Annotated in this window: 19 protein-coding genes; 12 read left to right on the top strand and 7 right to left on the bottom strand. The window is 67.1% G+C overall.

Translation table 11 applies throughout. The features are described 5' to 3' along the window. Positions 1-100: 100 nt before the first annotated feature. The 4 genes from ntrB (at position 101) to AC07YZ_RS06935 (ending at position 3,961) form a co-directional block, all read left to right on the top strand. Positions 101-1,048 carry a nitrate ABC transporter permease gene (gene ntrB / locus AC07YZ_RS06950; protein ID WP_494794225.1) on the top strand — a complete coding sequence of 316 codons (948 nt, stop codon included), beginning with the start codon at positions 101-103 and terminating at the stop codon, positions 1,046-1,048. Between the two features lie 104 nt (positions 1,049-1,152). Then, positions 1,153-1,965 (top strand): ABC transporter ATP-binding protein, encoded by an 813-nt coding sequence (locus AC07YZ_RS06945; RefSeq protein WP_226493887.1) that lies wholly within the window; start codon positions 1,153-1,155, stop codon positions 1,963-1,965. A gap of 406 nt (positions 1,966-2,371) precedes the next feature. Further along, positions 2,372-3,586 carry an MFS transporter gene (locus tag AC07YZ_RS06940; protein WP_494794224.1) on the top strand — a complete coding sequence of 405 codons (1,215 nt, stop codon included), beginning with the start codon at positions 2,372-2,374 and terminating at the stop codon, positions 3,584-3,586. 75 nt (positions 3,587-3,661) lie between these two features. Further along, the gene (locus AC07YZ_RS06935; protein WP_494794223.1) at positions 3,662-3,961 is read left to right on the top strand and encodes a hypothetical protein; all 300 of its coding nucleotides are present in this window, start codon (positions 3,662-3,664) and stop codon (positions 3,959-3,961) included. Positions 3,962-4,010: 49 nt separating this feature from the next. Here the strand turns inward: AC07YZ_RS06935 and AC07YZ_RS06930 are convergent, their stop codons facing one another. After that, a complete protein-coding gene (locus AC07YZ_RS06930; RefSeq protein ID WP_226493890.1) occupies positions 4,011-4,310 on the bottom strand; it encodes a hypothetical protein in 300 nt (99 codons plus the stop codon). Between the two features lie 202 nt (positions 4,311-4,512). Between AC07YZ_RS06930 and serA the strand changes: the two genes are divergently transcribed. After that, on the top strand, positions 4,513-5,775 hold the full coding sequence (gene serA / locus AC07YZ_RS06925; protein ID WP_494794222.1) for a phosphoglycerate dehydrogenase: 1,263 nt from the start codon (positions 4,513-4,515) through the stop codon (positions 5,773-5,775). 150 nt (positions 5,776-5,925) lie between these two features. Further along, entirely contained in the window at positions 5,926-6,219 is a 294-nt protein-coding gene (locus AC07YZ_RS06920) for a hypothetical protein (RefSeq protein WP_494794221.1), read from the top strand. An 81-nt stretch (positions 6,220-6,300) separates the two neighbouring features. Here AC07YZ_RS06920 and AC07YZ_RS06915 read toward each other — a convergent pair whose 3' ends face one another. Together AC07YZ_RS06915 and AC07YZ_RS06910 are read right to left on the bottom strand one after the other, a co-directional pair. Then, entirely contained in the window at positions 6,301-6,801 is a 501-nt protein-coding gene (locus AC07YZ_RS06915) for a BON domain-containing protein (RefSeq protein WP_494794220.1), read from the bottom strand. A 220-nt stretch (positions 6,802-7,021) separates the two neighbouring features. Then, on the bottom strand, positions 7,022-7,549 hold the full coding sequence (locus tag AC07YZ_RS06910) for a DUF2314 domain-containing protein (RefSeq protein WP_494794219.1): 528 nt from the start codon (positions 7,547-7,549) through the stop codon (positions 7,022-7,024). Between AC07YZ_RS06910 and AC07YZ_RS06905 the strand changes: the two genes are divergently transcribed. Further along, positions 7,548-7,706: a hypothetical protein gene (locus tag AC07YZ_RS06905; RefSeq protein WP_494794218.1), complete on the top strand. Its 159-nt coding sequence runs from the start codon at positions 7,548-7,550 to the stop codon at positions 7,704-7,706. The genes AC07YZ_RS06910 and AC07YZ_RS06905 overlap by 2 nt on opposite strands. Positions 7,707-7,737: 31 nt before the next feature. On the opposite strand, the gene AC07YZ_RS06900 is transcribed toward AC07YZ_RS06905, so the two are convergent. Beyond that, the gene (locus AC07YZ_RS06900) at positions 7,738-8,196 is read right to left on the bottom strand and encodes a hypothetical protein (protein WP_494794217.1); all 459 of its coding nucleotides are present in this window, start codon (positions 8,194-8,196) and stop codon (positions 7,738-7,740) included. Positions 8,197-8,451: 255 nt separating this feature from the next. Further along, positions 8,452-9,966, bottom strand: coding sequence for a MocR-like pyridoxine biosynthesis transcription factor PdxR (pdxR, locus tag AC07YZ_RS06895; RefSeq protein ID WP_494794216.1), 1,515 nt, complete (start codon positions 9,964-9,966; stop codon positions 8,452-8,454). Positions 9,967-10,055: 89 nt separating this feature from the next. Here pdxR and AC07YZ_RS06890 point away from each other — a divergent pair, with 89 nt between their 5' ends. Beyond that, entirely contained in the window at positions 10,056-10,679 is a 624-nt protein-coding gene (locus tag AC07YZ_RS06890; RefSeq protein WP_494794215.1) for an FMN-binding negative transcriptional regulator, read from the top strand. Between the two features lie 62 nt (positions 10,680-10,741). On the opposite strand, the gene AC07YZ_RS06885 is transcribed toward AC07YZ_RS06890, so the two are convergent. Together AC07YZ_RS06885 and AC07YZ_RS06880 are read right to left on the bottom strand one after the other, a co-directional pair. Beyond that, positions 10,742-12,508, bottom strand: coding sequence for a bifunctional protein-serine/threonine kinase/phosphatase (locus tag AC07YZ_RS06885; protein WP_494794214.1), 1,767 nt, complete (start codon positions 12,506-12,508; stop codon positions 10,742-10,744). A gap of 4 nt (positions 12,509-12,512) precedes the next feature. Then, positions 12,513-13,808 carry a type IV pili methyl-accepting chemotaxis transducer N-terminal domain-containing protein gene (locus AC07YZ_RS06880; protein ID WP_494794213.1) on the bottom strand — a complete coding sequence of 432 codons (1,296 nt, stop codon included), beginning with the start codon at positions 13,806-13,808 and terminating at the stop codon, positions 12,513-12,515. A gap of 349 nt (positions 13,809-14,157) precedes the next feature. Here AC07YZ_RS06880 and nirB point away from each other — a divergent pair, with 349 nt between their 5' ends. From nirB to AC07YZ_RS06860, 4 genes are all read left to right on the top strand, one after another. Continuing rightward, positions 14,158-16,623 (top strand): nitrite reductase large subunit NirB, encoded by a 2,466-nt coding sequence (gene nirB, locus AC07YZ_RS06875; protein WP_226493901.1) that lies wholly within the window; start codon positions 14,158-14,160, stop codon positions 16,621-16,623. A gap of 72 nt (positions 16,624-16,695) precedes the next feature. Further along, the gene (locus AC07YZ_RS06870; protein WP_226493902.1) at positions 16,696-17,496 is read left to right on the top strand and encodes a type IV pili methyl-accepting chemotaxis transducer N-terminal domain-containing protein; all 801 of its coding nucleotides are present in this window, start codon (positions 16,696-16,698) and stop codon (positions 17,494-17,496) included. Between the two features lie 14 nt (positions 17,497-17,510). Beyond that, positions 17,511-17,894: a nitrite reductase small subunit NirD gene (gene nirD / locus AC07YZ_RS06865; protein WP_226493903.1), complete on the top strand. Its 384-nt coding sequence runs from the start codon at positions 17,511-17,513 to the stop codon at positions 17,892-17,894. Between the two features lie 2 nt (positions 17,895-17,896). Beyond that, positions 17,897-20,812: a nitrate reductase gene (locus AC07YZ_RS06860; protein WP_494794212.1), complete on the top strand. Its 2,916-nt coding sequence runs from the start codon at positions 17,897-17,899 to the stop codon at positions 20,810-20,812. Positions 20,813-20,834 lie beyond the last annotated feature (22 nt).

Below are 20,834 nucleotides of genomic sequence, written 5' to 3'. Positions count from 1 at the left end.
CGCTGGCGGCCCGGCGAAGCCGGTTCCGCGGCGTTCTTGGATTGAAGGCACCTCGCTCGTTTGAAGGCATTTCGCTCGTTGCACTGAAAGGACATCCACCATGGTCAGCGCCGTATTTCATTCACCGCTGGAGGCCATCGCGCCGCCCGCCAACTCCCATGCCAGCCCCATTGGAAGAGCCATGAGCGCACCCCACGCCAATGCCCCCGTCGCCGACACCGTGGCGCCCGCCGCGGTCAGCGCCCGCCCTTCGGCCGCGAGCCGTGATTTCCGCGGTTTCTGGATGGCGGTGTTGCCGCCCATCATGGGCCTGGCCTGCCTGGTGCTGATCTGGCAACTGATCGCCAGCACCAGCAACAGCGGCATCCCCAAACCCGCCGAAACCTGGGCGCAGGCGGTGCAGGTGTTCTCCGACCCGTTCTACCGCGAAGGTCCGAACGACCAGGGCATTGGCTGGAACGTGCTGGCCTCGCTGCAGCGCGTGGCCATTGGCTTCGGCATGGCGGCGCTGGTGGGCATTCCCGCCGGTTTCGCCATCGGCCGCTTCGAGTTTCTGAGCCGCATGTTCAACCCGCTCATCAGCCTGCTGCGCCCGGTGTCGCCGCTGGCCTGGCTGCCGATCGGCCTGCTGGTGTTCAAGGGCGCCAACCCGGCCGCCATCTGGACCATCTTCATCTGCTCCATCTGGCCCATGATCATCAACACCGCAGTGGGCGTGCAGCGCGTGCCGCAGGACTACATGAACGTGGCCCGCGTGCTCAACCTGAGCGAATGGAAGATCTTCACCAAGATCCTGTTCCCCGCCGTGCTGCCCTACCTGCTGACCGGCGTGCGCCTGGCGGTGGGCACGGCCTGGCTGGTGATCGTGGCTGCCGAGATGCTGACCGGCGGCGTGGGCATCGGCTTCTGGGTCTGGGACGAGTGGAACAACCTCAACGTCTCCAGCATCATCATCGCGATCTTCGTCATCGGCATCGTCGGCCTGATGCTCGAATTCGCCCTGATCAAACTCGCGACCCTGTTTACGTTTGAAGAGGTAAAGGCCTGACCCACCCCCGCGCCGCGCCCAAAGGCGCGTCACCCCCTCAAGGGGACGCCACCAGCGGCCCGGCAAAGCCGGTTCCGCGGTGGCCCCCGAACAAGGAGCTTCCCATGAGCAACAACCTGACGACCAAGTACATCGACATCCAGCACGTCGAACAAACCTTCAAGACCAAGAAAGGTCTGTTCCCTGCGCTCAAGGACATCAACCTGACCGTGGCCAAGGGCGAGTTCGTCACGCTCATCGGCCATTCGGGTTGCGGCAAGTCCACCTTGCTCAACCTGATCGCCGGCCTGACCACGCCCACCCATGGCGTGCTGCTCTGCGCCGACCGCGAGATCGCCGGCCCCGGCCCCGAGCGCGCGGTGGTGTTCCAGAACCATTCGCTGCTGCCCTGGCTGACCTGCTTTGAAAACGTCTACCTCGCCGTGGAGCGCGTGTTTGCCGCCACCGAAAGCAAGGCCCAGCTCAAAGCCCGCACCGAGTCCGCGCTGGCCCTGGTGGGCCTGACCGCCGCGGCGCAGAAGCGCCCCGGTGAAATTTCCGGCGGCATGAAGCAGCGCGTGGGCATTGCCCGGGCGCTGTCGATGGAGCCCAAGGTGCTGCTGATGGACGAACCCTTCGGCGCGCTCGACGCGCTGACCCGCGCCAAGCTGCAGGACGAGCTGCTGGAGATCGTGGCCGCCACGCAGGCCACCGTGGTCATGGTGACGCACGACGTGGACGAGGCCGTGCTGCTGTCCGACAAGATCGTGATGCTGACCAACGGCCCGGCCGCCACCATCGGCGAAGTGCTGGCGGTGGACCTGCCGCGCCCGCGCAACCGCGTGGCCCTGGCCGACGACCCGCAGTACCAGCAGTACCGCAAGGCCGTGATCGACTTCCTCTACACGCGCCAAGCGCACGTGGAAAAGGTGGCTTGAATTGCCCCACCCCCGCCGCGCTTCGCGCGACCCCCTCCAGGGGGCGATGCGTGTGGCCCGGCGAAGCCGGTTCCACCGCATCCTGGGCCAGGCATTTCACGCCGGAAGGGCGTCTTTCGCCAACCCAAAAAGGGGCATGCTTTCGGGCATGCCCCTTTTTTCACGCATGGCGGGATGGGTATCACCGCCATGGTGCAAAAACCCGCATCCACCGCCCGGCCAACGCCCACGAGACGGGCATGGAATTTGCTGAACAGTGCACAAGGCTAACGAAGGCCTTGCTCGATGCTCCGAGTCGCCCGCCCTGGGCGATCTGCAGCGCCCCATCCATGGCACCTTGCCGCCTGGCACGGGGCCGCGGCATGGGTTTCAATTCCCCACCCCTCTCTCACAAAAGGTCCAAGCCATGGCGGGCTTCCGTACGTTCCTGAAAAGCGGGCACACACCCACCCTGTTTGCCGCGTTCTTCTACCTCACGTTCTCGTTCGTGATCTGGGTCATGAACGGCGCGATGGCGCCCTTCATCAGCGAAGAGTTCAACCTCACGCCGGCCCAGAAGGGCCTGCTGCTGTCCATCCCCATCGTGGCCGGCGCGATCATGCGGTTTCCGCTCGGCCTGCTCGCGCAGTACGTGGGCCGCAAGACGGCCACCCTGGTCGAGCTGGCGCTGATCTGCTTCACCATGTCGTACGGCTACTTCTTCGTGAGCAGCTACGACGACATGCTCAAGATGGCCCTGCTGCTGGGCGTGGCGGGCGCCAGTTTCGGCGTGGCCATGTCGCTGGGCTCGGGCTGGTACCCGCCCAAATACAAAGGGCTGGCCATGGGCCTGGTGGGTGCGGGCAACGGCGGCACCGCCATCGCCGCGCTGCTGGCCCCGCCGCTGGCGCAGGCCTACGGCTGGCAGACGGTGTACGGCTTCGCGGCCATCGCCTCGCTGGTGCCCATGCTGGTGGTGGCCTTCATGGCCAAGGAGCCGCCCGACCGCGACCAGCACGCCGGCCTGCGCCAGCACCTGGACTGCCTGCTGGAAAAAGACGGCTGGGTGTTCAGCCTGATCTACATCGTCACCTTCGGCGGCTTCATCGGCATCACCACCTTTTTGCCCACCTACTATTACGACCAGTTCGGCGTGAGCAAGGTGCAGGCCGGCCAGCTCACCATGCTGGCCGCGCTGATGGGTTCGGTGGTGCGCGTCTTCGGCGGCTGGATTTCCGACCACTGGGGCGGCGTGAACACGCTCACCGTGGTGCTGGTGGTGGTGTCGGTGGCGCTGGTGGGCGTGGGCCTGTCGGCGCACTCCATCGTGCTGACCACGCTGCTGCTGATCGTCTGCTTCGCCGCGCTGGGCGCGGGCAACGGCGCGCTGTTCCAGCTGGTGCCGCTGCGCTGGCCCACCTCCACGGCCGTGGCCGGCTCCATGATCGGCGAGATCGGCGCCCTGGGCGGCGGCCTGGTGCCGGCCATGATGGGCCAGTCCAAGCAGCACACCGACAGCTTCCTCACCGGCTTCATCGTGATGGCGGTGTTCTCGCTGCTGATGCTGGCCGTGATGCGCAAGATGCAAGTGCGCTGGACCAGAACTTGGGCGGAAAAGGGAGGCCGCGCGCGAAGCGCGTGATCTGCGCAACCAAGAGGACGTGGCGCACCTGGCCGCGTCCCCATTCAGCTCCAACCACGAACATGAGGAGTTCACATGAATCCAGCAACGCTGCAACTGCTCGCCAAATTCCGCAAGCTGTCCGGGCGGCAAGGCAGGCCCTTCGATGTGATGCGGTTCGTGGAAGACGCGGCCTATGCCCGTGAGTGCCTGGCGCTCACGCTGAACACCGAAGACGAAGAGCTGTTGCTCGTGGGCCTGCAGCTGCAGCAGGCCATGGGCCTGAGCAGACCCACCGCCACGCCGTCGCCGACCGCAACGGCCAGCCCACCACCCCCACCCGCCGCAGAGCCACCCGCCACCCCACACAACACCTACATCGGCCGGCTGCGCTGAACCGCAGCGCCATTGCCGAGGGACCGAAGGGGCGCGCGCAGCGCCTGACTCAGATCGGGTCGCCCAGCAGCTTGGACAGCGCCGCAATGTTCGCCGCGCTGGGGACTTGCGGCTTCATCTCGTCTTCCAGGGCCGTGGCGTTTTCGTGCGCCTGGATGGTGTTGACCATCTCGTACTGGCTTTCCCAGGTGATGGTCTTGCCCGGCGGGCAGAGGTCACGCAGGGTGCCGAACCAGTAGTAGCCATCGGTGCCACCAAAGAGCTTGTCGATGCCGCCGGCATCACCGGGTTTGAGCCCGTGGGCCGACAGCACCAGGTTGAGCTTGTGGTGGGAGACCGAATAACGCATGGAATTTCCTGTGGTGGTGGCAAGAGACGGGCGCTGCACACGCAGACGGATCGTCGGGGCCGGCGATTTTACGGGCACCGCCCGCGATGCATCGGGGCGCACGGCCCCGGGCCTGACCGGCGCCCCGCACGAAAGGCCGGCGAAAACCTCAAAGGACCCAGTGCTTTGGCCCGGCGCTTTAATCCGACTATATTTGTCAACCATGAACGACGCCACCACGACCCCCACCCCGCCCGGTCCCAAGACCTCGACCGACAAGAACAAGATCCGCTTCCTGCTGCTGGAAGGGATTCACCCCTCGGCCGTGGCGGTGCTGCGCGCGGCGGGCTACAGCCAGATCGAAAGCCTGCCCGGCGCCCTGCCCGACGACCAGCTGCTGGCCAAGATCGCCGACGCGCATTTCGTCGGCATCCGCTCGCGCACCCAGCTCAGCGCCGAGGTACTGAGCCACGCCCAGCGCCTCACCGCCGTGGGCTGCTTCTGCATCGGCACCAACCAGGTGGACCTGGCCGCGGCACGCGAGCGTGGCGTGGCGGTGTTCAACGCGCCGTTTTCCAACACCCGCTCGGTGGCCGAGCTGGTGCTGGCCGAGGCCATTCTGCTGATGCGCGGCATCCCCGAGAAGAACGCCGTGGCGCACCGGGGCGGCTGGCTGAAGTCGGCCAGCAATTCGTTTGAAATCCGCGGCAAGACGCTGGGCATCGTGGGCTACGGCGCCATCGGCACGCAGCTCTCGGTCTTGGCCGAGGCGCTGGGCATGCATGTGGTGTTTTTTGACGTGGCCACCAAGCTGCCGCTGGGCAACGCCAGGCCGCTCACCAGCCTGGACGAGCTCATGGCCACCGCCGACGTGGTGAGCCTGCACGTGCCCGAAACGCCCGCCACGCAGTGGATGATCGGCCCGGCGCAGATCGCGCGCATGAAGCCCAGCGCCGTGCTCATCAACGCCTCGCGCGGCACCGTGGTGCAGGTGGACGCGCTGGCCAGCGCGCTGAAAAACCAGGCCCTGCTCGGCGCCGCCATCGACGTGTTTCCCGAAGAGCCGCACAGCAACAAAGACACGTTCGAGTCGCCCCTGCGCGGCCTGGACAACGTGATCCTCACGCCGCACATCGGCGGCTCCACGCTGGAGGCGCAGGAAAACATTGGCATCGAGGTGGCGGAAAAACTGGTCAAGTACAGCGACAACGGCACCACCACATCGGCCGTCAACTTCCCCGAAGTGGCCCTGCCCGCGCACCCCGGCAAACACCGCCTGCTGCACATCCACCGCAACGTGCCCGGCGTGCTCTCCAGCATCAACCGCATCTTCTCCGACCACCAGATCAACATCTCGGCGCAGTACCTGCAGACGCGCGAAGACGTGGGCTACGTGGTGATGGACATCGACGCCGCGCACTCCGAGCTGGCGCTGGCCGAACTCGCGCGCGTGCCCGGCACCCTGCGCAGCCGCGTGCTGTTTTGAAAGCGGCCGGCACGGCGCCCACGCGCCCGCCGGCCAGCCAACAACAAAAAGCCCCAGGAGCGCCAGCGCACAGACCCGGGTTGCACCACAACCGCACGATCCGACAATGACCCTGGCGCCACACCGCGCACCCACCAGCAGGAGCCATCCATGTCCGAGCCCATGCACCCCACCGCCGCCCCCGGCACCTCGCCGGGCGATGAACCCGACCTGACCAACACCGAGCTGGTGCAACTGCGCATGCGCGTGATTGCCCTGGAAAACATGGTCGTCGCCCTGCTGGCCGACGCGACACCCCGGCAGCAGGCCCTGGCCCGCGAAATGGCCAGCTACATCTCACCCCGGCCAGGCTACACGCCCCACACGCTCACCATCCACGCGGCCGACCAGATGCGCAGCCTGGTGGACCGCGCGGACCGGTTTCAGCCGATGCAGGGGAATTGAGCGGGTTGCTGGCCGAGGCCGCAAGGCGGGGGGGGGGGGTCACGGCGGGTGAATGGAGAGGCCCCCCGCTTTCACGGCCGGCTACCGGGGCCGAAAGAGCCGGTACGGTGACTTGGCGCGGGGGCTGGCCGTGACGATGGCAACGGCCCGCTGGACGTGAGGGAGCGTTCGGATGAAGGCCTCGATCTCGGCAGCTTGCGCCGCATGGGACACGCAACCTTCGACGTAGACCACGCGCCCCTGAACGGTGACCCAGAGCGACGTGTTCGGGAACGGCAAACGCTCTCGAACGGCGGCCTGAATGCTCTCGGCGATGTCGCGGTCATACGCGTAGGCGTTCGGGCGCTCGCACTCCTTGGCCAGCCAGCAAGTGGTGCCCTTCTCGGCGCGGCGATGCGATTGCGCCTGGCGCTCAGCTACCGTGACGCGAGGGCCAGCGGGTTCCGGGCAATCTGCGACGGCGCTCGAAATCTTGAAGAACGGATCGCCGAACCAATTGCGCAAGTCGTGTGCGGACGCACCCAAGGCGACCGGGAAGGCCAGCATCGCTGCTGCGGCGATTGAGCGCAACGAGCGAGCCATTCGAGGTCTAACGAAGCTGGGCAAAAACCCCATGGCCAGCCACGGGCTGGCGCATGAGAGCGGTCTGCTGGATGGCCATGGCGTTGAGCCCAACACAGTCTCCACTGCACACCCACCTTGTGCGGACCGTTTTGGCCACCCACTGCGGGCCGAAAAACCGGGGCGGTTCTGTCCACGAAACGGAACAACTCCGGTCGCTCAAAAGTCGCATGCAAGTCGATCAATTCAGAGAAGTGACCTGAGAGGCGTCTTTGTACTCTTGCTCAAGGGCCAGCAACTTTTTGGGCAATTTGACTCCATCGCGGCGGGCGATGGCAAACATGGCTCTTTGGGTGAAGCCTCCGAGAATCTTTCCCTGATCGTCGAGCGCTTGCCAGTCTTCGACGTCGTCCGCGCTGCAACGATAGACGCGATCGAGATGCCCGACATGTGTCACCGGCTTTGTGACCAGACGAACCCTGAGTTCTTCTTCGTCGAGCGCTTCCAGCACTTCCGCCCAAAGGTGTTCAACCTGGTTGGAATTGCTGACGAACCGAAGCTTGACGACCAAACTCTCGTTGGCGGCGCGGGCGAGGCCGAGGAACTGTCCCCGGGTCTGCTTCGCCTTTTCAAGCGCTTCGATCATCAATGGGTCATCCGGGCTGGTGTGCATGGGCGGGAACTCTGACCGGGACGCGCGCCAACGCACGAACAGCCAAACAGCCACGACACAGCCGATGGCGACGAGGATGCCGGGATCAACGAGCATGAAGATGCCTACCGTTGGAGCTCAGCCGACCAAGCCCGCGCTGGGGGCTCGGGCGGCTGCAGCGAATGGTTATGCCGCTCGCGATGAAGTGAAGTTGGTTATTCATACCTTCGATCCGGAATACTGCACGCCACCTGCAAATCCACAGAACCATTGAGCATTGCGAGTCCATTCGCCGTTTTGGATCGTTATGTATCGCATGTCACAGCGACAGGACGACCCTTTTCAAAGTAGCAGGTAAATAAGAAGCCCGAATTATCCGTAAGACACTCGAAAGTTATATCCCACGGATTGGTACCAATGCCATCAAGAGGAACACCCAGCCCTGCAAATCTTAGTGCGCTACGCCACTGCATTGGAAATGCCACACCCATCATTTTTTCATAATCGGGAATAAGTAAATTCCTAGCCTTATCAAAGGTAGCATCAAGATCACTAACCACTGCTTTATAGAAGGCTTCTTGTTCATTCGAGGGTGGGTTGGCAGCTTCTGTGTCAAATGACACAGTCAATTCATCAGGCAAGTACGCGTCATGCCTCCAATAATGCCCTTTTTTACCTTTCCGCAAAATTAGCGTACCGAACGTAGGATGCTCGATGCTCACACCTTCATTACCACGCCACAATCGCTTCAGGAATTTCATCATCAGTGGACCTAACGTAATGCAGTTCGTCGTCTAATCTGGAGAAACCAGACCAGACGACAGGATAAACACGGGCCAGTGCAAGCCCACCGCAGGTCGATGCACACAGCTTTGCCGCCCCATGAAGCCTGTCACCGCATCTGTTGAATCAGGTGCGGGAATTGATTCGTTACAAACACTATAGCCTCCAACTCTCACGCCGATCACGCCAGCGAGCAGGCGCCCCCAGCCAACGCGCCACCCGCGCGCAGCGCGGCCTTATCCATCTTTTCGCCCCCCGCCCAGCCCGGCGATCACCCTGGCCAGGGTGCGAACCCCTTGCTGAATCTGGTCGAGGCCAAGACTGGCGTAGCCCAGGGTCAGGCCCGCTGGCCGATCCGGTCCGTGCGCCGTTGGCCGGGCATACAGCGCAGACACCGGGTAGATCCCCACGCCTTCGGCGCGCGCGGCCGCCACCAGCGCGGGCTCGTCCTGCGGCCGCAGAAAGGGCAGCCACAGCACCACGTGCAGCCCGGCCGCGGCGCCTGACACGTGGGCCTCGGCGGGCAGGTGGCGCGCGATGGCGTCGAGCAGGGCGGTGCGGCGCCGCTCGTTCTCGCGCCGCACCCGCCGCACGTGGCGCTCGTAGGCCCCGCTCTCGATCAAGGCCGCGAGCACGCGTTGTTCCAGCAAGGGCGCGTGGCGGTCGGCCAGCCGCTTGGCTTGGCGGAACACGGGCACCAGCTCGGGTGGCAACACCAGGTAGCCGAGCCGCAGTTGCGGCGAGAGCGCCTTGGAGAAGGTGCCGACGTAGATCACGCGGCCATCGGTGTCGATGGACTGCAGCGCGTCGATCGGGCGCTGGCCGTAGCGGAACTCGCCGTCGTAGTCGTCCTCGACGATCCAGGCCTGTTGCCGTTGCGCCCATTGCAGCAGCTCGACGCGCCGGCCGATGGGCAACACGCCGCCCAGCGGGAACTGGTGCGAGGGCGTCACGTAGGCCAGGCGGGCGACACCATCCCCGGGCAGGCGGGTGGTCTGCAGGCCGTGTTCGTCCACCGGGGTGGGCAGCGCTTTGGCGTCGGTGGCCTCGAAGCAATGCCGTGCCATCGGGTAGCCCGGCTCTTCGAAGACGAAGGCGTCACCCGGGTCGAGCAGCAGCCGGGCGCTCAGGTCGATGGCCTGCTGCGAGCCGTGCACCACCAGGATCTGTTCGGGGTCGCAGGCGAGCCCTCGCGCCCGCCGCAGGTAGCCTTGCAGGGCGCGGCGCAGCGCCGGGTCGCCCTCGGGCGCGCCGTAGCACAGGCTGGGCTGTCGGCGCAGCAGCTCGGCCTGGTAAGCGCGCCGCCAGACCAGGGCGGGAAAGTCGCGCGAGGCCACGGCGCCGTACAGGAAGTCGATGCGGGCCGGCTCGGCGGGCGGCGGCGCCGGCTGGGCCATGCCCGCCACGCGGCGACCGAACCCGGACAGGTCGGGCGCACGCCGGGCGCGCCGGCCCGGCGCGGGCGCCGCCGGTGGCGCCAGCGGGCCGGTGACGCGGGCCGCCCGCCCGGTGGCGGTGAGCAGGAAACCCTCGGCCGCAAGCTGCTCGTAGGCGGCGGTGACGGTGGTGCGCGAAACGCCCAGATCGGCCGCCAGCGCCCGCGTGGACGGCGCCCGGGCGCCGGGTGGCAGCGTGCCGTCGGCGATCTGGGCGCGCAGCAGGTTGTAGATGCGGCGCCCGGCCCCGGTGGCCCCGGTGGCGCCGGTGCGGTGGGTCGAGGAGTTGGCTGGCGGGTTTGAAATCTGGCCCATATTAATTTCAGAAAACTGGTTCTTCTCATTGTGCCGGTTGTGCGCCACAGTGGTGCCCGATCACCACCACGCAGCCCCACCGATCCACCATGTACATCCCACCGCACTTTGCCCAGACCCGGCCCGAGGAACTGCAACGCATCGTCCGCGAACACCCGCTGGGCGTGCTGGTCACGCAGAGCGACGCAGGCCTGGACGCCGACCACCTTCCGTTCGAGTTCGACCCGGCCGCGGGCACGCACGGCGCGCTGCTGGCGCATGTGGCCCGCGCCAACACGCTGTGGCAGCGCTGCCCCACCGGGTCTGCGGTGATGGTGGTCTTTCGCGGCGCCGAGGCCTACATCTCCCCCAACTGGTACCCGAGCAAACACGAGGCGCACCGCCAGGTGCCGACCTGGAACTACGAGGTGGTGCACGCCCACGGCATCCTCACCGTGCGCGACGACGAGCGCTTCGTGCGTGGCCTGGTGGCGCGCCTGACGCGCAAGCACGAGGCGGCCGAACCCCGGCCCTGGAAGATGGGCGACTCCGAGCCCGGGTTCATCGACGGCCTGCTGCGCCACATCGTGGGCATCGAGATCACCATCACCTCGCTGGTGGGCAAGGCCAAGCTCAGCCAGAACAAGGACCGCCGCGACCGCCTCCAGGCCGCCGACACCCTGGCCGAACGCGGCCACGGCGAGCTGGCGCAGTTGATGCGTTCGAGCGGCTGAGACGCGCCGCAGCATGCCGTTCATCGCCTACCGGTTCACCGCAAGGAGACGAACGCTTTGCCCTATTTCGGCAAGAACAGCAGCCAATAAACCAGCAGCAGGTTGAACAGCACGCTGAAGCCCAGCAGCAGTTTCCACAGCATGGTCGGGTCGCGCTGCAGCAGGGCCGAGGCCGGGGGCACCGTGAGCGGGCGTGAGGCGCCGCGCTCCAGCGCGAGCAGGAATTCCTCCGCAGTCTCGAAGCGCAGCGACTTGTCGCGCGCCACGGCCTTCTGCAGCACGTGGTCGAGCCAGATGGGCACTTCGGGGTTGTGGCGGCTGGGGGCGGTGGGGTCGCGGTAGTAGCGACCCACCTGGTAGGGCAGCACCTCGCCGTAGGGCAGCTTCCCGGTGAGCAACTGGTAGAGCGTGACGCCGAGCGCGAACAGGTCGCTCTGGGCGTCGGGCAGTTCGGGCTCGCCTTCGGTGGCGCTGCCGTTGGCGGCCTTGCCGTGGTGGCCCCACTGTTCGGGGTTGACGAAGCTGGGGGTGCCGGCGTGCAGGCGGCGCATGCTCTCGGGCTCGCGCCCGGTGAGGGCCACGCCAAGGTCGAGCACGCGCAGCACGCCGTCGTCGCCCTGGTGCAGGTTGGCGGGTTTGATGTCGCGGTGGATCACGCCCTGGCGGTGCAGCAGGCCGAGCACGCGCAGGGTCTGCATGGCGACGCTGACGGCCTGCCCCGGCCCGAGCTTTTGCTGGCGGTCCAGCAGTTGCTGCAGGGTTTCGCCGCTGTGCCAGTCGTACAGCAGGTAACAGGCGCTGCGCGGCTGGCGGTTGGGCAGGTGGTCGTGGATGGCCACCAGGTGGCCGGCCGCGCGCGAGGACATCATGCGTTTGGCGAGCCAGGCTTCGTGCGCGAGCATGGCGCGCTCGTCCTGGTCGTGGGCGCGCGCGGGGTGCAGTGTTTTGAGGGCGTAGAGCGTCTGGGTCTGCGGGTCGCGCACCTGGTAGAGCAGGTTGATGCCGTTGTCGGCCACGGTGGCGGTGACGGTGAGGCCGTCGATGCTCTCGCCCACCTTGAGTTTGTGCGGCACGGGCAGGCTCTGGGCGGCGCGGCCGGCGTCTTGCAGGTTGGGGCCCTGCAGATCGAGCACGCGCACCACCATGGCGGTGACGTTGTCGTCGCTGCCGGCGGCCAGGGCCTCGGCCACCAGGCGCTCGGCGGCGGGCTGGGCGCCTGCGGCCTGCCCGGCGGGGGCGGCGCACTCGGCGATCCGGCGCTCGGAGAGCTTGCCGTGCACGCCGTCGGTGAGCATGACGAAGGTGTCGCCCACCTGCAGGTCGCCCTGCAGGTAGTCCACCACGAGGTGGTCTTCCAGGCCCACGGCGCGCAGCAGCTGGTGGCGCATGTCGGGGTGGTTCACGACGTGGTCGTGCGTGAGCAGCAGGGTCTGGCCTTCGCGCAGCAGGTAGCAGCGCGAGTCGCCCACGTGGGCCACGGTGTACGACTGACCGCGCAGCACCAGCGCCGTGAGCGTGGTCAGGCCCATGGCGGGCTGGCGGCGGTGGTTGGTGCCGGTGAGCCAGGTGTTCTGCGCGCCGATGATGCGGTCGAGCGCGACGGTGGTGTCCCAGGTTTCGGGCGTGTCGTGGTAGCTGCGCACCAGACTGGTGACCGTCGTCTGCGCCGCCTCGCCGCCCATGCCACCGGTGCTCACGCCGTCGGCGATGGCGACGATGGAGCCCATGTCTTCCTGCCCTGCGGGCGGCAGCATGGCGGCGCAGAAGTCTTCGTTCTTCTCTTTGCGGCCGGTCTGGCAGACAAAGCCAATATCTATATGAAAGGCCATGCGTTCAGCCCATCAACATCTGCATGCTGCGTTCGTACTGGGCCGACAGCTGCTCGAAATCGTCGAGCAGGCTTTCGCTGGCCGCCGCCAGGCCTTCCAGGCGCAGCAGGCGGTCGCGCCCGGCCGGGCGGCGCACGTGGTCGGCGCCGGTCACCACCTGCTGCCAGCCCTGGGCGGCGGACTCCAGGGTGCGGCGGATCTCGGGCGTGGACAGGGGCAGGCCGTTCAGGTAGGCCAGGCCCTGCTCGAAGGCCTGGCGCGCGGCCTCCATGTCGGCCTGGTGCTGCCGCTGGGGCGCGTCGGGCTCCAGCACGCCGAGCAGCGCCGCCTTGGCAAAGCGCTGCGAGAGCATGCGCTGGCGCCCGGCCATGTTGAGCATGCGCAGCGGCGCCACGCTGCCGGCGCTTTCCAGGCTGGCGGTGAGGCGGTCGGCGTCTTGCAGCAGGCGCTCGGCCAGGGCGTTGATGGGCGCGAGCTGGTCCAGCGCGGGCTCGGCTTTCAGGGCTTTCTTGAGTGCCTTCCAGGTGGCCACCACCTGGGCCAGCAGGTCGCCGAAGGTGGGCTGCGAGAGGTTTTTTCCGAGCAGCGCGAGGTTGGCGTCGATGCGCTGGGCCGAGTCGGTCTGCAGCGCCAGGTGCTGCGCCACCTGCACGCCCGCCAGCCGCAACAGCCAGTGTTTGACGAGGCGCTGCGAGAGCATGCGCAGCTGGCCAGAGCGGTTCACGCCTTCGGCGAAATGGGCCGACTGGATGATGTGCTGCGCCACCTGGCCCAGGCGCTGGTTGCTGTGCATGGACGCGGTGCGCAGGATCTCGAAGGCGCCGTCGTCTGACACTTGGCGCGCGCTCATGAGGATGCCCTTGGCGCGCTCCACGGCCTTGCGTTCTTCGAAGCGGGTGGACACGTCGCGCAGCTCTTCGAGCAGGGCCTGCTCGCGTTTGAAGCGCGCCTGCGCGAGCTGCATGAGTGGGCGCAGGCGTTGCGCGCCGTAGCCGCCGACCACGTAGGCGTGCACGCCCGACTCGGTGGCGCGCACGATGTGCGCGGCATCGCCATCGTTGGTGAACACCAGCACCGGCAGCGGCGACACCTCGGCCAGGGTCTGCGTGGCCTTGAACAAGGCGTCGTCGGGCTGGGGGGCCTGCACCACCACCAAACTTGGTGCATGGCGCACCACGCTCTGCACCAGCTGGCTGCAGGCATCCACCACCGCCAGCACTTGGGCGCCCGCGGCCTCCAGGTCGTTCACCAGCGGCTGGCGGGCCGGCCCATCACACAACAAAACCACAGAAACATGCATATGAATCAAAGACTTGGGTAAACAGCGTGCGCCCCGAAAGGCGGCACAGACCAGGCGCCAAGAATGCCTGAAAAAGAGGGGCCTGGGCACGCTTCGTTGCGTGGCACAGGTATTGCTTAAATCACCTCGGACGTAACGACGCGTCCACCCCAGCCAATGCGCTGCGGGTTCCACGCACAACGACGTGCGTAGCTTGTCCAGGCGGCCACGAAGGCCTGTCTGGCGCCGACTGCTCGGTCGGCCCGATCGTATCCCTACCCCAATTCGTGTCCTGGCATGCGTGCGCGTTGTCGCCCGCCTCCTCGCCTGGACGCACCTCAGTTATTCACACATGAATGGAGTCCCCGCGATGAAAAAAGCAAAACTGGTGATGGTCGGCAACGGCATGGCCGGTGTGCGCACGCTTGAAGAGCTGCTCAAGATCGCCCCGGACCTCTACGACATCACGGTCTTCGGCGCCGAGCCGCACCCGAACTACAACCGCATCCTGCTCTCGCCGGTGCTGGCCGGTGAGCAGACACTGGACGAGATCGTGCTCAACGACTGGTCCTGGTACAGCGACAACGGCATCACGCTGCACGCGGGCGTCAAGGTCACCGAGGTGGACCGCATCCGGCGCGTGGTGCACGGTGTGAACGCCGCGGGCGAGCCCGTGAGCGCGCCCTACGACCGCCTGATCATGGCGACCGGCTCCAACCCCTTCATCCTGCCGATCCCCGGCAAAGACCTGAAGGGCGTGCTGGCCTACCGCGACATCGCCGACACGCAGGCCATGATCGACGCGGCCGCCACCTACAAACACGCGGTGGTCATCGGCGGCGGCCTGCTGGGCCTGGAAGCGGCCAACGGCCTGATGAAGCGCGGCATGACGGTGAGCGTGGTGCACGTCGCGCCCTGGCTGATGGAGCGCCAGCTGGACGACGTGGCCGGCAAGATGCTGCAGGCCTCGCTGGAACAGCGCGGCATGAAGTTCCTGATCGGCGCGCAGACGCAGGAACTTGTGGGCGGTGAAGACGGGCGCGTGAAGGCGATCCGCTTCAAGGACGGGACCGAGGTGCCGGCCGACCTGCTGGTGATGGCCGTGGGCATCCGCCCCAACACCGCGCTGGCCGAAACCATGCGTCTGTATGTGAACAAGGGCATCGTGGTGAGCGACACCATGCAGACCGTGACCGACCCGCGCATCTACGCGGTGGGCGAGTGCGCGGCGCACCGCGGCATCGCCTACGGCCTGGTCGCCCCGCTGTTCGAGCAGGGCAAGGTGCTGGCCACGCACCTGGCCGAGTTCGGCATCGGCCGCTACACCGGCTCGCTCACCTCCACCAAGCTCAAGGTGACGGGCATCGACCTGTTTTCCGCCGGCAACTTCATGGGCGACGACAGCACCGAAGAGATCGTGATGAGCGACCCCTCGGGCGGCGTCTACAAGAAGCTGGTGATCCAGGGCGACAAGCTGGTCGGCGCCTGCCTGTACGGCGACACGGTGGACGGCAGCTGGTACTTCAAACTGTTGCGCGAAGGCCGCACGGTCAACGACATCCGCGACAAGCTGATGTTTGGCGAGAGCCACCTGGGCGACGCCGGCCACCAGGGCCAGAGCAAGGCCGCGGCCATGGCCGACTCCGACGAGGTCTGCGGCTGCAACGGCGTGACCAAGGGCACCATCTGCAAGGCCATCAAGGACAAAGGCCTGTTCACGCTGGACGAGGTGCGCAAGCACACCAAGGCCAGCGCCAGCTGCGGCTCGTGCACCGGTCTGGTCGAGCAGATCCTGATGTTCACCGCCGGTGGCGACTACTCGGCCACGCCGAAGATGAAGGCCATGTGCGGCTGCACCGAACACGGCCACGCAGCGGTGCGCGAAGCCATCCGCACGCCGCTGCCCGACGGCAGCAAGCTGCTGACCACGGCCCAGGTGTTTGCCCACCTGAACTGGAAGACGCCCAACGGCTGCGCCAGTTGCCGCCCGGCCGTCAACTACTACCTCATCAGCACCTGGCCCAAGGAGGCCAAGGACGACCCGCAGAGCCGCTTCATCAACGAGCGCTCGCACGCCAACATCCAGAAGGACGGTACCTACAGCGTGATCCCGCGCATGTGGGGCGGCGAAACCACGGCCGACGAGCTGCGCCGCATCGCCGACGCGGTCGACAAGTACAAGATCCCGACCGTCAAGGTCACCGGCGGCCAGCGCATCGACCTGCTGGGCGTGAAGAAGGAAGACCTGGTCAACGTCTGGAAAGACATCGGCATGCCCTCCGGCCACGCCTATGCCAAGGCCCTGCGCACGGTGAAGACCTGCGTGGGCAGCGAGTGGTGCCGCATGGGCACGCAGGACTCGACCCAGATGGGCAAGGACCTGGAGCGCGCGATGTGGCGCATGTACGCGCCGCACAAGGTGAAGTTCGCCGTCTCGGGCTGCCCGCGCAACTGCGCCGAGGCCGGCATCAAGGACGTCGGCATCATCGGCGTGGACTCGGGCTGGGAGATGTACATCGCCGGCAACGGCGGCATCAAGACCGAGGTGGCGCACTTCCTCGTCAAGCTCAAGACCGCCGCCGAGGTGCTGGAGTACACCGGCGCTTTCTGCGAGCTGTACCGCCAGGAGGGCTGGTACCTAGAGCGCACGGTGCACTTCGTGAACCGCGTCGGCCTGGACTACGTGAAGAAACGCATTCTGGAAGACCACGAAGGCCGCAAGGCCCTGTGGGAACAGCTGCAGTTCGCGCTGGACGGCGAGCCCGACCCCTGGTTCGACTTCAAGGAAGCCGCGGTGGACACGCGCCAGTTCGAGGCCGTGAGCGCCCTTTCGTGAAATTCTTCAACTGCGCCATTTTTCTGAAAACCAGCGCGCCAGACACTGTGGTTTTTTTGGAAAGAAAATGCCATGAACGCCCATTTGTTTAATCGCAGAACCCTGATCGTCGCCGCCGCTGCCGGCCTCCCGCTGTTGAACGCACAGGCCCAGGTGCTGGACCTCAACGACGCCATCAACAAGGCCGGCCGCCAGCGCATGCTGTCGCAGCGCATGGGCAAGGCCTGGCTGGCGCTGGTGCACAAGACCGAAAGCGGCAGCGCGCAGGCGGTGCTCGACAAGTCGATGGCCCTGTTCGACCGCCAGCTCGTCGAGCTCAAGGCCTACGCGCCCTCGCCCGACATCCGCGACACCTACGTGAAACTCGAAGCGGCCTGGAGCGACTACAAGACCGCGCTCATCGGCACCGCGCCGGGCAAGCCGGGCGCGGGCGCCGTGCTGCAGGCCGATGCGCGGGTGCTGGCGCTGGCGCACCAGGGCACGGTGCAATACGAAGCGGCATCGGGACGCCCGGTGGGCAAGCTGGTCAACGTGGCCGGGCGCCAGCGCATGCTCTCGCAGCGCATGGCCAAGTTCTACTTCGCCGCCACGCTGCCCGTGGACGCGGCCACCGCCACGGCCGAAATCGGCAAGGCGCGCACCGAGTTCCTGAGCGCCATGGAACTGCTGCGCAACGCCCCCGAGGCCACCGACCGCATCCGCGCGGAACTGCAGCTGGCCGATGGCCAGTGGTTCTTTTTCGACCAGGCGCTGCAGCGCATGCAGACCGCGGGCGCCGCCGCCAAACCCCTGTCCGACGTGTTCGTGACGAGTGAAAACCTGCTCAGCGTGATGGACCGGGTGACCGGTCTGTACGCCGCCATCAAAACCTGAGGACTGGAAGCATCATGAGTGAATGGAAGCCCATCTGTCGCGTCGACGACATCCCCGTGCTGGGTTCGCGCCGCGTGGCGCGCGAGCAAGGCCTGGACGTGGCGGTGTTCCGCAACGACCAGAACGAGGTGTTCGCCCTGCTCGACCGCTGCCCGCACAAGGGCGGCCCGCTCTCGCAGGGCATCGTGTTCGGTACCAGCGTGGCCTGCCCGCTGCACAACTGGACCATCGGCCTGTGCACCGGCCAGGCCGCCGCGCCCGACGAGGGCTGCACACCGAAGTTCGCGGTGAAGGTGGAAGACGGCCAGGTGTTCCTGGACGCGAACGAGCTGGCCACCCAGGCCACCGATCTGACCCGCCCCATCGCCGGCCCGGCACGACGCACCACCTGCGCATGACCATGAGCACGTCCATCACCCGCTCCACCTGCCCGTATTGCGGCGTCGGCTGCGGCGTGCTCATCGAAAGCCAGGGTCACCAGATCACCGGTGTGCGCGGCGACCCGGACCACCCGGCCAATTTCGGCAAGCTCTGCACCAAGGGCACCACGCTGCACCTGACGGCCACGCCAACCATCGCCCGGCAAACCCGGTTGCTGCAGCCCATGCAGCGCCTGGCCCGCGGGACCGCACCCACGCCCGTCAGCTGGGACGCGGCGCTGGATCTGGCGACCGAGCGCTTCGCCCACACCATCGCGAAACACGGCCCCGACGCCGTGGGCTTCTACATCAGCGGCCAGCTGCTGACCGAGGACTACTACGTCTTCAACAAGCTGGCCAAGGGCCTGATCGGCACCAACAACGTGGACACCAACTCGCGCCTGTGCATGAGCAGCGCAGTGGCGGGCTACAAGCTCACGCTGGGCGCCGACGCGCCGCCCGCCTGCTACGACGACGTGAACCACGCCGACTGCCTGTTCATCGTGGGCAGCAACGCCGCCTTTGCCCACCCGGTGCTGTTCCGCCGCATCGAGGAAGCGAAGAAGAACCACCCCGGCATGCGGGTGATTGTGGCCGACCCACGCCGCACCGACACCGCCGATCTGGCCGACCTGTTCCTGCCGCTGCAACCGGGCAGCGACGTGATGCTGTTCCACGGCCTGCTGCACATCATGCTGTGGGAGGGCTGGATCGACCCCGCCTACATCGCCGCGCACACCACCGGCTTCGACGCGCTGCGGGCGCTGGTGCGCGAATGCACGCCCGAGCACGTGGCGCAGGTCTGCGGCCTGAACAAGGAAGACCTGTTCACAGCCGCCAAGTGGTTTGCCACCTCGCCGGCCACGCTCAGCCTGTACTGCCAGGGCCTGAACCAGAGCAGCAGCGGCACCGCGAAAAACGCCACGCTCATCAACCTGCACCTAGCCACGGGCCAGATTGGCAAACCCGGCGCCGGCCCCTTCAGCCTGACCGGCCAGCCCAACGCCATGGGCGGGCGCGAAGTGGGCGGCCTGGCCAACCTGCTGAGCGCCCACCGCGACCTCGCCAACCCCGAGCACCGCGCCGAAGTGGCCGCGCTCTGGGGGGTGGCCGACGTGCCTTCGAAGCCGGGCAAGACCGCGGTGGAAATGTTCCAGGCCGCGGCCGACGGGGAGATCAAGGCGCTGTGGATTGCGTGCACCAACCCGGCGCAGTCCATGCCCGACCAGGCCACCGTGCGCCAGGCGCTCAAGCGCGCCGAGTTCGTCGTGGTGCAAGAGGCCTACGCCACCGCCACCACCTGCGACTGGGCCGACCTGCTGCTGCCCGCCACCACCTGGGGCGAGAAGGAAGGCACGGTCACCAACAGCGAACGCCGCATCAGCCGCGTGCGCGCCGCCGTGCCCGCGCCCGGCGAGGCCCGGCACGACTGGCGCATCGTGGTGGACTTCGCGCAGCGGCTGGAAAAAGCCCTCCCCGTTCGGACCGAATCCAACACCGTTCGAGCAAACGGGGTCAGACCCGAATTCCGGACAGAAACCTCCGAGGCAGTCAACAACGCCGATCGAAATTCGGCTCTGACCCCGATTGCGGAGCAGCCGGAGAAAAATGCTGCACAAACCAACACGCTCTTCCCCTACCAAACCCCCGAACAGATCTGGCTCGAACACCGCGAGTCCACCCGCGGCCGCGACCTTGACATCACCGGTCTCTCCTACGAAACGCTGGAAAGCGAAGGCCCGCAGCAATGGCCGATGCGCGAAGGCGAGACCACGGGCCAGACCCGGTTGTACGAAGACGGCCACTTCCCCACCCCCGACGGCAAGGCCCGCTTCGCCGCCCTGCCCTGGCAGCCACTGGCCGAGCCGCGCGAATCGCGCTACCCGTTCTCGCTCAGCACCGGGCGCCTGCGCGACCAGTGGCACGGCATGACGCGCACCGGCACGCTCGGCCGCCTGTTTGGCCACGTGCCCGAGCCGGTGGTGCAGCTGCACCCGCAAGACATCGAACGCCGCGGCCTGAAAGACGGCGACCTGGTGCACGTGACCAGCAAGCGCGGCTCCATCCTGGTGCCGCTGCAGGCCAGCCGCGACATCGGCCTGTCGCAGGCCTTCATCGCCATGCACTGGGGGCCGGAGTACCTGAGCGGGCGCAGCAGCACGGGCGAGCCGCTGGCCGGCGTCAACGCGCTCACCACCTCGGCCTATTGCCCCACCTCGAAGCAGCCCGAGCTCAAGCACGCGGCGGTCAAGATCCTCAAGGCCGAACTGCCCTGGAACCTGCTGGCCATGGCCTGGCTGCCCGCCGACCGCGCGCTGGCGGTGCAGGCCGAGCTGCGCACGCTCATGCCCTCGTTCCCCTTCGCCTCCTGCGTGCCCTTCGGCCGTGACCGCACCGGTGTGCTGCTGCGCGCCAGCGCGCACGACGCGCCCGACACCGCCCTGATCGAACGCATCGAAACCCTGCTGGGGCTGAACACCGCCGACACGTTGCGTTACGTGGACAAACGCCTGGGCCAGCGGCGCACCGCGCGGCTGCTGCGCGAGGGCGGGTCCACACAGCTCGAAGCCTTCGTGCTGGCGGGCGACACCCGCGCCGAGGTCTGGATCAAACCCCTGCTCGCGGACGAGCTGCCCGCCGAGGGCTATGGCCGGCTGCTGCTGATGCCTGGCGCCAAAGCCCCGGTTGCCATTGTGGCCAGGAGCCGCCAGGTCTGCACCTGCTTCAACGTCAGCGAAGATGACATCGGCACCCACCTGCGGGCCTGCGATGGCAACGACGACCAGCGCCTGGCCGCGCTGCAGGGTGGGCTGAAGTGCGGCACCAACTGCGGCTCGTGCATCCCCGAGCTGCGCCGCCTGGTGCGTGCGACGCCCCACGGGCTGCAGGCCGCCTGACCCGCGGCAGGTGGCCACTTCC

This window comes from Hydrogenophaga sp. GW101-3F08 (assembly GCF_059424585.1).
Note: the sequence above shows the minus strand (reverse complement) of the source record. Positions and strands in the feature narration are given on the sequence as shown.

What these genes read in the sequence shown, in the direction of transcription:
- AC07YZ_RS06890 (WP_494794215.1), top strand. Translation starts at nt 10,056, where the DNA reads ATGTACATCCCACCGCACTTTGCCCAGACCCGGCCCGAGGAACTGCAA.
- serA (WP_494794222.1), top strand. Translation starts at nt 4,513, where the DNA reads ATGAACGACGCCACCACGACCCCCACCCCGCCCGGTCCCAAGACCTCG.
- AC07YZ_RS06935 (WP_494794223.1), top strand. Translation starts at nt 3,662, where the DNA reads ATGAATCCAGCAACGCTGCAACTGCTCGCCAAATTCCGCAAGCTGTCC.
- AC07YZ_RS06905 (WP_494794218.1), top strand. Translation starts at nt 7,548, where the DNA reads ATGAAGATGCCTACCGTTGGAGCTCAGCCGACCAAGCCCGCGCTGGGG.
- AC07YZ_RS06880 (WP_494794213.1), bottom strand. Translation starts at nt 13,808, where the DNA reads ATGCATGTTTCTGTGGTTTTGTTGTGTGATGGGCCGGCCCGCCAGCCG.
- AC07YZ_RS06930 (WP_226493890.1), bottom strand. Translation starts at nt 4,310, where the DNA reads ATGCGTTATTCGGTCTCCCACCACAAGCTCAACCTGGTGCTGTCGGCC.
- AC07YZ_RS06870 (WP_226493902.1), top strand. Translation starts at nt 16,696, where the DNA reads ATGAACGCCCATTTGTTTAATCGCAGAACCCTGATCGTCGCCGCCGCT.
- pdxR (WP_494794216.1), bottom strand. Translation starts at nt 9,966, where the DNA reads ATGGGCCAGATTTCAAACCCGCCAGCCAACTCCTCGACCCACCGCACC.
- AC07YZ_RS06945 (WP_226493887.1), top strand. Translation starts at nt 1,153, where the DNA reads ATGAGCAACAACCTGACGACCAAGTACATCGACATCCAGCACGTCGAA.
- ntrB (WP_494794225.1), top strand. Translation starts at nt 101, where the DNA reads ATGGTCAGCGCCGTATTTCATTCACCGCTGGAGGCCATCGCGCCGCCC.
- AC07YZ_RS06900 (WP_494794217.1), bottom strand. Translation starts at nt 8,196, where the DNA reads ATGATGAAATTCCTGAAGCGATTGTGGCGTGGTAATGAAGGTGTGAGC.
- AC07YZ_RS06885 (WP_494794214.1), bottom strand. Translation starts at nt 12,508, where the DNA reads ATGGCCTTTCATATAGATATTGGCTTTGTCTGCCAGACCGGCCGCAAA.
- AC07YZ_RS06860 (WP_494794212.1), top strand. Translation starts at nt 17,897, where the DNA reads ATGAGCACGTCCATCACCCGCTCCACCTGCCCGTATTGCGGCGTCGGC.
- nirB (WP_226493901.1), top strand. Translation starts at nt 14,158, where the DNA reads ATGAAAAAAGCAAAACTGGTGATGGTCGGCAACGGCATGGCCGGTGTG.
- AC07YZ_RS06915 (WP_494794220.1), bottom strand. Translation starts at nt 6,801, where the DNA reads ATGGCTCGCTCGTTGCGCTCAATCGCCGCAGCAGCGATGCTGGCCTTC.
- AC07YZ_RS06920 (WP_494794221.1), top strand. Translation starts at nt 5,926, where the DNA reads ATGTCCGAGCCCATGCACCCCACCGCCGCCCCCGGCACCTCGCCGGGC.
- nirD (WP_226493903.1), top strand. Translation starts at nt 17,511, where the DNA reads ATGAGTGAATGGAAGCCCATCTGTCGCGTCGACGACATCCCCGTGCTG.
- AC07YZ_RS06940 (WP_494794224.1), top strand. Translation starts at nt 2,372, where the DNA reads ATGGCGGGCTTCCGTACGTTCCTGAAAAGCGGGCACACACCCACCCTG.
- AC07YZ_RS06910 (WP_494794219.1), bottom strand. Translation starts at nt 7,549, where the DNA reads ATGCTCGTTGATCCCGGCATCCTCGTCGCCATCGGCTGTGTCGTGGCT.